The sequence below is a fragment of the Paenibacillus sp. FSL R7-0312 genome (assembly GCF_038004445.1).
In the GTDB taxonomy this organism is placed as follows: domain Bacteria; phylum Bacillota; class Bacilli; order Paenibacillales; family Paenibacillaceae; genus Paenibacillus_AQ.
The window spans coordinates 1549793-1564111 of the sequence record NZ_JBBORE010000001.1; the positions used below are offsets into that span (position 1 = coordinate 1549793).

A 14319-nucleotide genomic window follows, 5' to 3' on the forward strand; every position below is an offset into this window, starting at 1 on the left:
AATACTGCCGGAACGATAAGAAGCATCCCGAACAGACCCGTAAGGTTACTTGCGGGTCTGTTTATACTGCATAGATAAGAATATATAGGTTGCACACGATTTTCCGCTGAAGCGGATTCCTGAATTTGCCCGCCGCCTGCTTGTGCAGAATGCCTGAATCTGTAATAAACTGGAGCATGTGATATTCTTGGAATATTGTCTACTGAAGGAAAAAGAGAGGGATTTCATATCATGAATGCTAATATCATCAGAGCGCTGGAAATAAGATATGCCTGCCGGTTGGAGCGGCTTACAGGAGGGTATACAAATTTCGCCTATCTGATGGCAGGGGCGGAGCCTCCGCTTGTAGCCAAAGTAACGAATCTGTCTAACGAAGACACGCTCAATGAGATCCAGGCAATGAAGCTGGTACAGGGAAGCTGTGATACACCGGCCATACATGATGTGTCAGAGATGGACGGGATGCGGATACTCGTGATGGACTGCCTGCCGGGCGTAAGTGCACAATCCGTTCTTGATGCAGGAGACTGGGCGAGAGCGAAGCAAATATACAGCAGAATGGGCCAGCTGCTGGCTTCCCAGATTCATTCGCAGCCGTACCAACTGCAAGAGCAAGGGCTACGCCTCAGCAACAGATCTGCACTTAGTCAGATGATTAAGAAGAAGTTAGAGTTCGTACCGGGCCCCCTGAGCAGGTATTCGCTCCAGCTCCTATCGGCTGCCGATGCCCAGGACCAGCCTTGGGTTCTGACGCATGGGGATTACGGGGTACATAATATACTTTGTGAACCGGAAGGTACTCTTCATGTGCTGGACTGGGAATGGGCAGAATGGGGCGGTCCGCTCAATGACGTGGCCTGGGTCTGCTGGTTCACGAAGCTGCATTACCCCGGGCAAGCCCAGGAGCTGAATGCAGCCTTCATCCGGGGCTACCTGTCCGGGAATCCGCTGTCGTTCACACCGCAGCAGTTGAAGGCATCCAGCCTATATAAAGTGTGGAATGTGCTGCACCGGCTGCGGATTGCTCCCAAAGAGGTGCAGCGTGAGTGGGTTCGGCGTCTGGAATGGACGCTGAATGAGGATTTCAGCGATCTGCACGGGAGTAGTCTTCCGTAACCGGCTGGCCAGTCACTGCTCCGGCACAATAACCCGGATGTGACGCGGAATCGTGCTTAGCCGGATGGGGAGCGGCGGGCCTTCTTCACCATCGACATTGGTCTTCACCAGCTCGGAAGAGTGCACCGTGACTTGTCTAGCCGTGAAATAGATAACATCTTTATGATTTCTCAGGTTGCCGAGCAGCAAGGAGATGCTGACCGTTACGGTGTTCAGCAGATTAAGATCCTTGACGATGAAGCAGTGAAGCAGCCCGTCATCTACAGCAGCACCGGGCGCAAGCTTCTCGAATCCGCCTACTGAATTCGTAAGCGCCGCGATAAACAGCGGCGAAGAGCCTTCCCAGATCTCCCCGTCATGCGTAATGGTCAGAGCGTGTGCGCTGTTGCTGGCCAGCTCTTTAATGCCCTCTTTCAGATAGGCCAGGAAACCCAGCCGGGTCTTGTCTTCGGTGGTAACAGAAGAGAGTGAGCCGGCCAGTGAGCCCGCAGCAACCACATTTACGAACAGCCGGTCGTTCAGCCGGCCCATGTCGACTCTTTGCGTACGGGTGGAAGAGAGCGTCCGGATGGCATCCGCAGGACTTAGCGGAATCTGCAGGGCACGGGCGAAGTCATTCACCGTTCCCATGGGCACGATCCCCAGCTTAGGGCGGTGCTCCTGATCGGCAAGCCCGTTCATGGTCTCGTGAAGGGTGCCGTCTCCGCCGATGGCCACCACCAGATCATAGCCCCCGCTGCATGCCTGCACGCAGAACGCAGTTGCATCCCCCTCCCCGGCGGTTTCATGGATGGTAACCTGATATCCTGCGCTTTGCAGAATCTCTTCCGCACTGCGGATATAGTCCCGCGCGTCTGCTTTGCCGGACGCGGGGTTGATGATAATCATAGCCTGCTGCATACTGCACTCCTCTCTGTGTGTCTGGATTATTATCCATTACCCAACCAGGCCTAGCGATTGAATCAAAAGCGCCAAAGGGCAGCAAAAAGTCCCTTTGGCGCTTAATTTGTATCCGGACATCCTGCGCCACAGCTCCGGCCGGGATTATCTTCCTTCACTTCGTCTATGATGAGAATCGGCATAGGCTGCGCTGCGGAAGTTAAGAATCGGATCGTCCGACAGCAGTATCCCGGACGTGATTGCGGTGGGGTCCATTACCAGTCCCTCCGGTTCCGGAATGATCTCCGAGAGATGCAGCCGGCCGAGATCGATTCTCCGGCGGTCCTCCGGCCAGGCACGGGTCGGGTCATCCGTCGGGTCCCCTTCTTCACCGAGAACAGCCACGAGCTGGAAGATGGCCGACTCATCCTTGAAGCGAAGCTCAAGTTCATCCTCCAGATAATGATCCGGCTGCTGCGCCGCATCCTCAGCCGATAAGGTACGCACTCCCGTCTCGGGAATCCACTCGAACCGTACGGGCTGCTGCCTTCCCTCTGCATTCACCAAATAATAAGCATGAATGCAGTAATAATGACTCTCTGCGTAGCTGGCAGGCGGCTTCAGCCGTTTCACGGCCAGCAGACTCGTCTTGCTCTCGCTGAAGTGGACCGTGATCTCCTTGATCAGCTCCAGGGTCCCGAGTGTGCCGGCCTGTGCGCGGTGGGCCGTACGGACAATATCTATGAATGACTCAGGGGTGCGGGCAAAAAAGACAGGTATCGTCACTCCGACCAGATTGGTAATCCCTCCACCCGGCAGGCTGAACTGGACCGCCATACCCTTGGCGGGCGAGAGAAGGTCCGCCAGCGCCGGATCGGTGGAGCTGCCCGAGAAACGGACCACTGCGTCCACCTGCTGCTCCTGAAGATGTGCGGCGGTGGTGAATTCCATGCCCAGGCCGCTTGGCCGGAAGAAAGCACGGCAGCAGATTCCCTTGGCATGCGCGCGGCGGTATCCGGGATGCACCCCGGACAGATCCTCGATCGCGTCTACGGCCTCAGCGGCCAGGCTGGAATATTCGTCCCCGCTTGCGGGAAGATGGCTGATCCGATCAGATGTATTCATGCCATACTCACTCCTCGTAAGTTCATTTGTACCCGGACAAGCTGCATCAGCTGGATCATAGTTATTACCACACCGGCTTTTTACTTAAACTGCTTCTCGTAGACATCCACTTCATTATTATGGTTATCCATGGCACTTCTGATCCGGACATAGCCGTTCGCAGTCCAGAATGCTTCCCCGGCCTTATTCTCCAGCTGAACCGCCAGCCTGACCGCGGTTAAGCCTTGCTGCTTAAACATCTGCTCCAGCTCATGGACGGCAGTCTTCCCGATACCCTGCCGGCTATACTGCTGGTGAATAACCAGAAGCCCGATCCATGGATGATGATCCTGTCCGTAATCGGGATGGTAGGTAATTAGCCCAGCGTACCCGGTGTGGGCCTTGATGTACAGCATCTTTTCTCCCATTTCGAGGTTCACCCGGTTGTCTTCGCGGATTTCCAGCGGTTCGAGGTACGCTTTATGCTCCACCATGAGGTTGAAGGCAGGCTGGGAATTAAGGATTGAGGCTTGAATTTGAAGGCTTTCCGGGGATAGGGGATCTGGAACGGCTTCTAATTGGATGATGATAACCACCAGCTTTCTATTAGATAAACATCTAATTAGATGATAATATAATTGTCGCTGGCTAGCAAGCTATATGCTAAAATTAAGCAGGATCATCCCCAAAATAGTGCTTAAGCAGAAATGGAGAAAAGAAATAATGAATGAATTACCAAACTGCCCGCAGTGCAGTTCCGTGTACACCTATGAGGACGGAGCGCTTCTGGTATGCCCGGAATGCGGACATGAGTGGTCTTTGGACACAGAGAATGCAAGCAACGTGGACCAGAAGGTGGTTAAGGATTCGAACGGCAATGTTCTGGCTGACGGGGACACTATAACGGTGATTAAAGACCTCAAGGTAAAAGGCAGCTCATCCGTTCTGAAGATAGGCACTAAGGTGAAGAACATCCGGCTGGTGGAAGGCGACCATGATATCGACTGCAAAATCGACGGGTTTGGTGCGATGAAGCTGAAGTCGGAGTTTGTCCGTAAAGCATAAAACAGAAGGACCGGTATCCGAACCCCAGCGGGCAGCAGATTCCGGTCCTTTTATTTCTTGGTAGAGGAGTAAGAATGTACTTGATGTTATAGAATTCTGCGGGCGGTAACGAAACGTTTCTTCCACTGGCTGCCGAAGGCCTCGATATGTACACCCAGCTCTTTGGAATAGGTATGCAGCATTTGATTATTTCCGGCATAGATAGCCACATGTCCTATATCCAGCCCCCGGGCGCTGAAGAACAGCAGATCTCCCGTGCGCAGCTCGTCCACTCCAACCTCAGTACCTTCCAGCGCCTGGTCATAAGACACGCGGGGAAGCTCAACCGACAGCGTGTCCGCAAATACCCGTTTCACAAAAGACGAGCAGTCGAACGTATCGGTCTGATCCGGCGAAGCCCCGAATACGTAAGGCGCATTCAGATATTTCTTCCCGTAGGCAATCAGTGCGTCCCCTTGCTTCTGCAGCAGAGAGGTGCTTCTGTAATCCGTATATTTCGGCTTGGAGGACAGATATCCGGTCACATGATCTTCCGTCCGCACCTCCAGCCAAAGGGCATTCACTTCGCGGATGACCTGGATTTTGCTGCCTGCGGGCAACAGACCAAGATTGGTGGCTTCACTCTCTGAGCCGGGGGAGCTGCGCAGATTAACCCCCCAAGTAACCGAGGTATTGTAGGCTGCGGCTGAAGAGATTAAGACGGAACCTGTGGCTGCTTCCCAGGTGACGGTGCTGCCCAGGGCTTCACTGACGAAGCGCAGGGGAATCATGCTGTAACCCTGCGACAGCTGCCCCGGTACGCTCAGGGCAAGCGGCTGTCCGTTCAGCCGGGCAGCGGCTGAACCAAGGGTATAGGTCAGGGTAGTGCCGCCTTTGGTTGCCGTCACGGTCTTGCTTGTATTATTCCAGGAGAGCTCGGCACCCTGGGCTTCAAACAGGTTACGCATGGGTACGAGCACCGTACCGCTGATATTCAGCGGCCGGGCTTCGGGCTGAAGCTGCTGCCCGTTCAGATAGATGGAAATGGGCTTGGGCGCAATTGCTGCATCTGCATGGACAGAGGCCGGGGCTAACAGGGTCAGCCCAAGCAGGGATAGGAATACAGTTCTTCTAGTTGTCATCGATGATCACCTTTTGGATAGATTTAACTCTATACATTGGACGTTGCCGGGGCGAAATGGTTCTGTGCCAATTGTTGGAAGGGAAGGCCGGGCCAAGGTGATTGGGCCAGGCTTAAATGAGTTGCTCTTGACTTCTGCCAGAATTCATCATAAAATCTAACCAGTTAGTTATAAATGGAGGTGGCAAGTATAGTATCATCAGAAAAAAAACGGAGTCCCAAAATTTACGATGCTGCCCGAACCAGAGGGATTATTCTTGATGCAGCCGAGAAGATCTTTGCCGAGCTTGGCTATTCAGCGGCACGGATTGATGTCATTGCGAAGGCGTCCGGGTACAATAAAAGTCTGATTTATCAGTATTTTGGCGACAAACTGGGCCTATATACAGAAGTCGTCAAACGCGCGGACCAGATTGGCGAACAGATTACAGGCGCGGTCATTAGCGGATTATTGAAGAATGAGAAGGTTGTATCGGACCCTGCGGCGTTCAGGAGCTTCCTGGAATCTTGGACCCGGGAGACGGTGTCCTTCCTTCTGGAGCACCGGAGTTACCTGAAAATTCTATTCTGGGAGGCCGCTGAAGACTGGAAGACCTGGAACCAGATCACCTATCGTCCGGACGATGCTATTCAAATGCATGAATTGGCCTTAGCTGCACAGAAGAACGGAATCCTCCGCCAGGATCTGGACCCGGCATTGTTTCCGATTCTGATTATGAATGTGACTACAGCTACCCTGCAGTCTTCTTCACGGTTTGAACATTTGCTAGGGACACTGGATTCCCCGCAGATGAGAGAAGAGACCACCCGGCAGATCGTGCAGTTTATTATCCATGGTGTTATGGAGCCGTCTTTGCTGTAAGAGACGGCTGTTCTTTTGGACAAATTATAAACAACTAGTTAGTTTTAAATTAGGAGCAGGAGTGATGTTTATGACCGCAATGATTCAGACTGAAGGGTTAACCAAGCATTTTGGCAGCAATCATGCTGTGAACGGACTGTCGCTGGAGGTGAACCAGGGCGAAATCTACGGCTTCCTGGGACTGAACGGTGCCGGCAAAACAACAACCATCCGTATGCTGCTAGGCATGATCCGCGCTGATTCCGGGTCCTCCTATGTATTCGGACAGCGAGTGGATGCGGGCAGTCATAAGCTGTGGGCGAAGGTAGGGTACATGGTCGAGACGCCCTACTCCTATCCTGAGCTGACCGTCCGCGAGAATCTGGAGATTATCCGCAGGCTGCGGGGTATCGCAGACCGCAGGGCCATTGACAGCATCATCGATAAGCTTCAGCTTACCGCTTACCGGGACCGCAAGGCGGGGACGCTCTCCCTCGGCAACGGGCAGCGGCTGGGACTCGCCAAGGCCATGCTGCATCATCCGCAGGTGCTGATTCTGGATGAGCCGACGAACGGGCTTGATCCGGCCGGGATTGTAGAGGTGCGGGAGCTGCTCCGGGAGCTTGCACTTCAGCACGGCGTAACGATTTTTATCTCCAGCCATATTCTCGGTGAGGTCTCCAGGCTGACGACGCGGATTGGCATCGTGCATCAGGGCCGGCTGCTGCAGGAGGCGGATGTGAAGGAGCTGCAGCATCTGCTCCGCAAGCGCCTGCTTGTGCAGACCCGGGACACGGCCAGTGCCCGGAAGAGGCTGATCCAGGCCGGATATACTGTGCAGGGAGCCGGACAGGGAACGCTGCTGCTTACGGATGACCGTGCTATCGCGAACCCGGACCACATCTCCAAGCTGCTTGTGTATGCGGATATGCCGCCCACGCTGATCCAGGTGGAGGAGGAGGATTTGGAGGCTTATTTTCTAAGAATGATTGAGGCTGAAGGAGGAATGAAAGGATGAGTCAATGGATATCGGCCTTGGGGGTAGAGGTGCTTAAGCTTCGCCGTTCCAGGCTGTTCTGGATCTCGCTTGCAGCCAGTATGATGGTGCCGGTCATGATCGGGCTGGTCTTCTCGGGGACGATTGGCTCCCAGAGCAGCTTCGAGGGTGAGATCAATATGGAGGGACTCCTGAAGGAGCTTGGTATTGTGATCTCTATGGGGGGCCTCATCGGATTCGGGTTTGTGTTCAGCTGGATATTCGGCCGGGAATATTCCGACCGCACGCTCAAGGATCTGCTGGCCCTGCCGCTGTCCAGATACGGGGTGGCTGCCGCCAAGCTGCTCGTTGCCGCAGTCCTCAGCATGGGGCTGGCGCTGCTGGTATTCATCGTCGGCTGCGTAACAGCAGGGCTTGTCGGCTTGGACGGATGGAGCCTGGAGGTCATTCTTCATGGCTTCGGCCGTTACGCGGAGGTCAGTCTAATGGTGATCTGCCTGAGCATACCTGTGGCGTGGATGGCTTGTATCGGCCGTGGTTATATGACTCCGCTCGGCGTGGTCCTGCTGACCATTGTAGTTGCCCAGTTCGGCGGGGCGCTCGGTATTGTGGAATATATTCCATGGGCTGTTCCCGGATTGTTCAGCGGCGCTTCGGGGGAGGAGAGCTCCCATCTGGAGGCGATTAGCCGTATGCTTCCGTATCTAACCGGCGGCATTGGCGTAATAGGCACTCTTGCCTGGTGGCGTTATGCCGACCAGACATAGAACAGGCGGATTTTTAGAAGATAATCAATACGTATCAATGGAGGGAAACTAAATGGAGAAGATACCAAAGGGAACCGTACTAATCATGGCTATTCTAATTATCGGGACTATGCTCGGGCTGCTGAATCAATCTTCACTGAATACAGCACTGCCGAATATTATGGGCGATTTCCAGGTGTCCACGAGTACTGCCCAATGGCTGACAACGGCTTTTGCACTGGTTACAGGCATTGTGGTTCCGATCACGGCTTTTCTGATTCAGAGGTTTACAACCAAGCAGGTCTTCGTCTTTGCCATGGGTATGCTGACCGCGGGAACGCTCCTGTGTGCGGTCTCGCCGAATTTCGGACTGCTGCTCACCGGAAGAATCGTGCAGGCCGTCGGAGTGGGCATCATGCTTCCCCTGGTGCAGACGTTAACGTTCATCCTGATCCCGGTTGCTAAGCGGGGGTTCACGATGGGGATGATCGGGCTTGCAATTAATTTCGCCCCGGCCATCGGACCTGTATTGAACGGCTGGCTGGTAGAGGATCATTCCTGGCGCTTGCTGTTCTATGTTCTGGCTCCTTACTCCCTGCTAATCACTGTCATTGGAGTCTTTCTCGTTAAGAATGTTACCCCGCAGGTGAAAAGTAAGGTGGATGCGTTATCCATGACGTTATCCTCGCTTGGCTTCGGCGGCGTATTATATGGATTCAGCGTCTCCGGCAGCAGAGGGTGGGGAAGCACGGAGGTGCTGTTCTCCCTGGCGATCGGGTTCATTGCGCTGGGCCTGTTCGTCTGGCGGCAATTGACCATGGAGAATCCTCTGCTGGAGCTGCGGGTATTCACCAGTCCTGCCTTTACGATGGCTACAGTGATCAGTATGATTCTGATGATTATCATGCTGAGCGCCCAGCTGCTGCTCCCTATCTACATGCAGACCATGCTTGGTTATACCGCGCTCAAATCAGGTCTCATGCTGCTCCCCGGTGCGATTCTCATCTGTATAATGTCGCCCATAGCGGGCAGGCTTTTCGATAAAATAGGTGCCCGGACGATGGTCATCACCGGACTCGGCTTGACGGTCCTCTCTGCCTTGCTGTTCTCGAATCTGACAGAGCATACGACCTATACGTTCCTGATGGCCGGGTACTCTCTGCGGATGGTCGGCGTCAGCCTGACCTTGCTGCCGGTCATCACCAGCGGGATGAATTCCCTGCCGCCTGCCCTGATCCGGCATGGGATTCCCGTGAACACCACGCTGCGGACCGTTGCCGGTTCCATCGGCACAGCGCTGCTGGTCACCATAATGACTCATAGCGGCGGCGGCCAGCAACCAACGGGAGATGTCCACAGCTTAATTCACGGGATGAATGTGGCTTCTATGGTAACAACAGGAGCCGCAGTAACTGCGCTGATCCTGGCCTTCTTCATCAAACGCAAGGAAGCCCCCGCTGAGATTCCGGCGAAGGGCGTGGCTGTGAAATAACCATTGTTGGAATGGGGATAGGATAGCCCTGGCTTAATAAAATACTTTGTGCTGCAAGAGATCGAGCGCCTGCTCGATCTCTTTGCGTTCTGCTGCCGTTATACCCGCAATACGCTGCTCGAACCGGGCTGCAATCTGCTGAAAGGCTTCATTCATCAGCGCTTCACCTGCGGCAGAGAGCGTGATCCCCTGCTTGCGGCGGTCATCCGGGTCAGTGATCCGGGTACAGACGCCCTTTTCGCTGAGCTTTTTCACTTCACGGCTCGTATTGGGCATCGACATCTGCATACAGTCACTGACCTCGCTGAGTGTTACCGGCTGGCTGACGGCGATGTATTCGAGAATTTTATATTGCAGCGGCGTTAAGGCCTCTGATTTCACATCTTTGGTTATATCGTTTGTTATTTGATGGACGGCAGCACTGAAGGCTACGAATTTCTGGAACAGCTGGTTATTGTCCATAAGATCACCTCAGAGGAAAACATACCAAATTAATTATCAAAAAACAATTATCATTTGACAACTAAAATAAATCTATGCTATGTTTTTGTTATCAAATGATAACTAAAGGGGAATACACTGATGAACACACTCGTTATTTATACACATCCGAACCACCGCAGTCTCAGCTATGCTTTTCTGCAGGAAGTGCTGCGCGGCAGCAAGGAGAATACGAAGATTAACGAAGTCAAAGTGCTTGATTTGTATGAGGCCGGATTTGATCCGGTGCTCGTGTTTAATGAGAATAAACGCAGACGCGATATGTACCGTGATCCGGAGCTTGAGGAATACAGGGAACAGCTGCTCTGGGCCGATCAGATTGTGCTGGTCTATCCGATCTGGTGGGGAAGACCGCCAGCGATGCTGATGGGGTACATTGACCGCATGTTCGCTTCAGGCTTCGCGTACCGAGATAAGGGAGGACTATTGCCGGAGGGGCTGCTCAAGGGGAAGAGCGTTATCTGCATCTCCAGCATGAAGGGGCCGGCCCACTATCCGCTGCTGTGGCTGAATAACTCACACAAGGCGCTGATGCGCAAGGCCCTGTTCAATTTTGTGGGCATCCGCAAGGTGAAGTTCTTCGAGTTCGGCAGCATGGAGAGTCCGAAGGGCAAGCAGAGCCGTAAGCTGGAGCAGATTTACCGCTATTTCAAGACGGTAGGCTGAATCGGGTCCCGTCTATAATTCCTTGTCCGCAGCTGCACCTGACTCAGAGTGCTGCTCTACGACCCAGTCGATGATTTTGCGGGCGATGCTGACCGGCGGCGGAATAACGGGTAATTGCTCCGTAGGGAACCATGCGGCATGATCAAGCTCTTCGCCGTCAACTGTTATTTCTCCGCTCTCATACTCTGCAAGGAAGCCTACCATCAGAGAATTGGGAAAAGGCCACTGCTGGCTGCCGAAATAGGTTATATTCTTGACCTTCAGGCCGACCTCTTCCATAGTCTCACGCCGCACACAATCCTCCAGGGTCTCACCCGGCTCGACAAAGCCGGCAATCAGCCCGTACATCCCGTTCTGGAAATGCGGAGCATGGGCGAGCAGAAGCTGATTATCTTTCAGAATTGCTGTAATGACGGCAGGCGCAAGCTGCGGGTAACTAACCAGCCCGCACTGAGGGCAGATCCGGGACCGCTCCGTCAGAGAGTGTGCGGTTTCAGTTCCGCAACGGCCGCAGAACCGGTGATTGCCGTCCCAGACCAGCAGCTGGAGCGCTTTGCCGGCAAGATGGAACAGGTCTTCCTCCAGCACTTCATATAAGGAGCGCAGCGGACGGAAAGTGAGGCCCGGCGGCTCGGGAGCTTCCGCGCTTACCTCTGAGGCATAGCAGGGGAGACCCTCGAAGGTGCCTAGGTAGAGTATGCGCAGCGGCGTGACCGCCAGCTCTTCAAGGGAGCGGGCCATAGGGATGCCGGGAGGGGAGGAAGGCTCCGTAACAAGCAGCTTGCCGGATTGGAAGATGAGCTGGCAGGCCTCGCCGGTGAATTCAGATTCCGGAGTCAATCCCGGAACATAGCGTGTATAGATGCTTTCTCTCTGTTTCTCCATTATGCAGAACCTTTCTGAAAGGGAATTTGTCTATTAAGAATAGCATGATAAGGGAAGGCTAACCATTCAGCGTTATGCGCATTCCATACCTGTCATCAGCTGATGAAACAATCCATTTGACATTTCGCCAACGTGTAACTACAATAGTTACAGGAGAGCAAATCACCTATGTTTACGGGAAATAACAACTGCTATTCAAATAAAAGATACCCATAATGGAGGAATTGAAATGAAAATCGCATTAACAGGAGCAACGGGTCAATTTGGTTCCATCGTAGCAGAGACATTACTGAAGACTGTACCGGCTGAGAATATTGTAGCCAGTGTCAGAAACCCGGAGAAGGCTGAGCAGTTGCAGGCACAAGGCGTTGATGTCCGCCATGGTGATTTCGATCAGCCGGAGACGCTGGATGCAGCGTTTGCCGGAGTCGACCGCCTGCTGATCGTCTCTGCAGATGGCGATAATGATACCCGGACCCGCCAGCACAAGGCGGCTGTGGATGCCGCTGTCCGCGCAGGGGTAGGCTTCATCGTCTACACCAGCGTAGCTGATGCCGATAACAGCTCCCTGTTCCTTGCGCCGGTACACCGTGCCACGGAAGAATTCATCCGTGAATCCGGCATTCCGTATGCCTTCCTGCGCAACAACTGGTATCTGGAGAATGAGGCAGGCTCCATTCAGGCTGCTAAGGCCGGCGCACCTTGGGTGACTTCCGCTGAAGGCGGCAAGGTTGGCTGGGCCACACGCAGTGATTATGCCCAGGCCGCGGCCGCCATACTGGCCGGTGAAGGCCGTGAGAATGTTGTGTATGAATTGTCCGGCGCACCCGCGACCCAGGCAGAGCTTGCTGCCATAGTCGGTGAAGTGCTGGGACAAGAGGTGAACGTGCAGCAGGTTGACGACGCAACCTACGCGAAGATCATGGCCGGTGCAGGCGTGCCCGAATTCGCGCTGCCGATCGTAGTTGCCATTCAGGGCGCCATCCGCGACGGTGCGCTGGGCATTGAGAGCAGCGATCTGGAGAAGCTGCTGAACCGTCCGCTTACCCCGCTTAGTGAAGGTGTACGCGCGCTGCTGGCTTGATTTCCTATCCGGGACGCCTTACTTTCAAAAGCATCCCCACTTGCTGATTACAGCGAGCGGGGATTTTTTGTGATCCAATAGTGATCCATACCTGAACTGCCCCCGTAACACTCATAACACTAACCTAAGGAGTGAAGCGAGATGAAGATGAAAAAATTAGTCGTACCCATGTTAAGCTTAACCTTAATGATGCCAGCACTTGCAGGTGCAGCAGAACCGACAACAGGGGCCATGAAGGCCTCGGTGAACACACCGGCGGCTGAACTTAGAGCAGGACTTGATTATTTGCTCTCTGAACATTTCACGCTGGCAGTAACGGCCATGACCAAAGCCTATGACGGGACAACGGATGCGGCTGCTGCCTACAAAGCGCTTGATCAGAACGCACTTGATATGCAGCCGGCTATTGCTTCGCTGTACGGCGATGCAGGCGCAGCTGAATTCGAGAGAATCTTCCGCGCCCATAATCAGTACACAGATGATTTAGTGAAGGCAACCAAGAACAAGGATGCAGCCGCAATGAAAACAGCGGAAGATAAAGTGAGCGGCTTCGTCAATGAATTCGGAAATTTCCTCGGTACAGCAACAGAAGGCAAGCTGCCGGCAGATACAGCGAAGCAGGTCATCCGCAGTCACGAGGATCATGTACAGGAAGTATTCAAAGATTATGCAGCGGGCGATTACCAAGGCGCCTATGAGGCCTACCGTGAAGGCTATGCAGAAATGTTCGGCATCAGTAAGGCATTGTCGGGCGCAATTGTCGCCCAGATGCCTGCCAAATTCGAAAGCACCAAGGCCGATACCAAAGCAGCTGATCTGAGATCCGCGCTCAATCAATTGGCTGGCGAGCATTTCGCCCTGTCGGTTCTGCAAATGCAGGAGCAATACGAGGGAAGAGCTGCTTCAGACGCGCTGATCCGGGCAGAAGCCATGAACACGGCTGACTTCAAAGCAGCGATTGCCTCCATCTATGGGGCAGAGGGTGCAGCGGCATTCGAGCAAATCTGGGTAACGAACCATGTCAATGCGCAAGCTGATTTTGTATCGGCAGTCAAAAATAAGGATGCAGCAGCCCAAGCGGCAGTAGAGGCGCGTATCGCCGGATTCACAACTGAATTCGCCGCGTTCCTTGATTCGGCAACCGCAGGCAACCTGCCTAAGGCTGCAGGCCAAGCCGCGCTGACAACCCATGAGAATCAGGTACAGCAGGTGCTTACGCAGTATGCAGCGGGCGACTACACCGCTTCTTACCAGACGAACCGCGAGGGCTATAAGACCATGTTCAGTGTCGGACAAGCGCTGGGCAATGCGATTGTAACGCAGTATAACGGCAAGTTCCAGGAAGCAGCAGTGCCCGCAGCACCAACTGATCCTGTAGCAATGACAAAGGTCTGGATGAAGGTAGGCAGCGGCGTCCTGAACATTAATGGCACCGTAACGCAAATGGATACAGAGCCCTTCATCTGGAGCGGCATGACCTACATTCCGCTTCGTTACCTGAGCGAGGGTATCGGGGCTGAAGTGAAATGGGATAAAGGGGCGCAGCAGGTCACGATTAAGGCAGGCAGCGACACACTGGTATTCTGGATGAACAAGGACTTCATGGAGGTTAACGGGATGAGACAAGCTGTTGGCGCCAAAGTATTTGTGAACGCCGACAACAGAACGGTCGTTCCGCTCCGCTTTATTACGGAGCTGCTGGGCTGGGATGTACAATGGGGTGGAGATAAATCCATCACGCTAACTAAAAGCATGTAAGGTGAGGCCATAAAACCCTTCAGCCTAACCGTAGATTTCCCGCAAACGGAGCACTTGAACAGTGC

15 protein-coding genes are annotated in these 14319 nt (G+C 53.9%); 9 read left to right on the forward strand and 6 right to left on the reverse strand.

Features of this window, described 5'->3' with window-relative positions; translation table 11 throughout:
• Window positions 1–231 precede the first annotated feature (231 nt).
• Window positions 232–1116 (forward strand): phosphotransferase family protein, encoded by an 885-nt coding sequence (locus MKX70_RS06750; RefSeq protein ID WP_042240846.1) that lies wholly within the window; start codon window positions 232–234, stop codon window positions 1114–1116.
• A gap of 12 nt (window positions 1117–1128) precedes the next feature.
• On the opposite strand, the gene MKX70_RS06755 is transcribed toward MKX70_RS06750, so the two are convergent.
• From MKX70_RS06755 to MKX70_RS06765, 3 genes are all read right to left on the reverse strand, one after another.
• On the reverse strand, window positions 1129–2016 hold the full coding sequence (locus tag MKX70_RS06755; RefSeq protein ID WP_042240843.1) for a diacylglycerol/lipid kinase family protein: 888 nt from the start codon (window positions 2014–2016) through the stop codon (window positions 1129–1131).
• A 144-nt stretch (window positions 2017–2160) separates the two neighbouring features.
• Window positions 2161–3120: a catalase family peroxidase gene (locus MKX70_RS06760; RefSeq protein WP_340781632.1), complete on the reverse strand. Its 960-nt coding sequence runs from the start codon at window positions 3118–3120 to the stop codon at window positions 2161–2163.
• Between the two features lie 80 nt (window positions 3121–3200).
• The gene (locus MKX70_RS06765; RefSeq protein WP_340839734.1) at window positions 3201–3527 is read right to left on the reverse strand and encodes a GNAT family N-acetyltransferase; all 327 of its coding nucleotides are present in this window, start codon (window positions 3525–3527) and stop codon (window positions 3201–3203) included.
• Between the two features lie 295 nt (window positions 3528–3822).
• On the opposite strand from MKX70_RS06765, the gene MKX70_RS06770 reads away from it, so the two are divergent.
• Complete coding sequence (locus MKX70_RS06770; protein WP_039295098.1) at window positions 3823–4164, forward strand: zinc ribbon domain-containing protein YjdM; 342 nt, start codon at window positions 3823–3825, stop codon at window positions 4162–4164.
• A gap of 86 nt (window positions 4165–4250) precedes the next feature.
• Here MKX70_RS06770 and MKX70_RS06775 read toward each other — a convergent pair whose 3' ends face one another.
• Window positions 4251–5285: a C40 family peptidase gene (locus tag MKX70_RS06775; protein ID WP_340839735.1), complete on the reverse strand. Its 1035-nt coding sequence runs from the start codon at window positions 5283–5285 to the stop codon at window positions 4251–4253.
• Between the two features lie 180 nt (window positions 5286–5465).
• On the opposite strand from MKX70_RS06775, the gene MKX70_RS06780 reads away from it, so the two are divergent.
• The 4 genes from MKX70_RS06780 (at window position 5466) to MKX70_RS06795 (ending at window position 9360) form a co-directional block, all read left to right on the forward strand.
• Window positions 5466–6146: a TetR/AcrR family transcriptional regulator gene (locus MKX70_RS06780; RefSeq protein ID WP_340781636.1), complete on the forward strand. Its 681-nt coding sequence runs from the start codon at window positions 5466–5468 to the stop codon at window positions 6144–6146.
• A 70-nt stretch (window positions 6147–6216) separates the two neighbouring features.
• The gene (locus MKX70_RS06785) at window positions 6217–7143 is read left to right on the forward strand and encodes an ABC transporter ATP-binding protein (RefSeq protein ID WP_340839736.1); all 927 of its coding nucleotides are present in this window, start codon (window positions 6217–6219) and stop codon (window positions 7141–7143) included.
• The gene (locus MKX70_RS06790) at window positions 7140–7889 is read left to right on the forward strand and encodes an ABC transporter permease (RefSeq protein ID WP_340839737.1); all 750 of its coding nucleotides are present in this window, start codon (window positions 7140–7142) and stop codon (window positions 7887–7889) included. Before MKX70_RS06785 ends, MKX70_RS06790 begins: the two co-directional genes overlap by 4 nt.
• Before the next feature lie 52 nt (window positions 7890–7941).
• Window positions 7942–9360 carry a DHA2 family efflux MFS transporter permease subunit gene (locus MKX70_RS06795; protein WP_340839738.1) on the forward strand — a complete coding sequence of 473 codons (1419 nt, stop codon included), beginning with the start codon at window positions 7942–7944 and terminating at the stop codon, window positions 9358–9360.
• A gap of 33 nt (window positions 9361–9393) precedes the next feature.
• On the opposite strand, the gene MKX70_RS06800 is transcribed toward MKX70_RS06795, so the two are convergent.
• On the reverse strand, window positions 9394–9822 hold the full coding sequence (locus tag MKX70_RS06800) for a MarR family winged helix-turn-helix transcriptional regulator (RefSeq protein WP_042240825.1): 429 nt from the start codon (window positions 9820–9822) through the stop codon (window positions 9394–9396).
• 120 nt (window positions 9823–9942) lie between these two features.
• Between MKX70_RS06800 and MKX70_RS06805 the strand changes: the two genes are divergently transcribed.
• On the forward strand, window positions 9943–10527 hold the full coding sequence (locus tag MKX70_RS06805; protein WP_042140449.1) for an NAD(P)H-dependent oxidoreductase: 585 nt from the start codon (window positions 9943–9945) through the stop codon (window positions 10525–10527).
• Window positions 10528–10539: 12 nt separating this feature from the next.
• Here the strand turns inward: MKX70_RS06805 and nudC are convergent, their stop codons facing one another.
• A complete protein-coding gene (gene nudC / locus MKX70_RS06810; RefSeq protein ID WP_340839739.1) occupies window positions 10540–11412 on the reverse strand; it encodes an NAD(+) diphosphatase in 873 nt (290 codons plus the stop codon).
• Between the two features lie 229 nt (window positions 11413–11641).
• Between nudC and MKX70_RS06815 the strand changes: the two genes are divergently transcribed.
• Together MKX70_RS06815 and MKX70_RS06820 are read left to right on the forward strand one after the other, a co-directional pair.
• Window positions 11642–12496, forward strand: coding sequence for an SDR family oxidoreductase (locus MKX70_RS06815; protein WP_340781640.1), 855 nt, complete (start codon window positions 11642–11644; stop codon window positions 12494–12496).
• 141 nt (window positions 12497–12637) lie between these two features.
• Entirely contained in the window at window positions 12638–14254 is a 1617-nt protein-coding gene (locus MKX70_RS06820) for a copper amine oxidase N-terminal domain-containing protein (RefSeq protein ID WP_340839740.1), read from the forward strand.
• Window positions 14255–14319 lie beyond the last annotated feature (65 nt).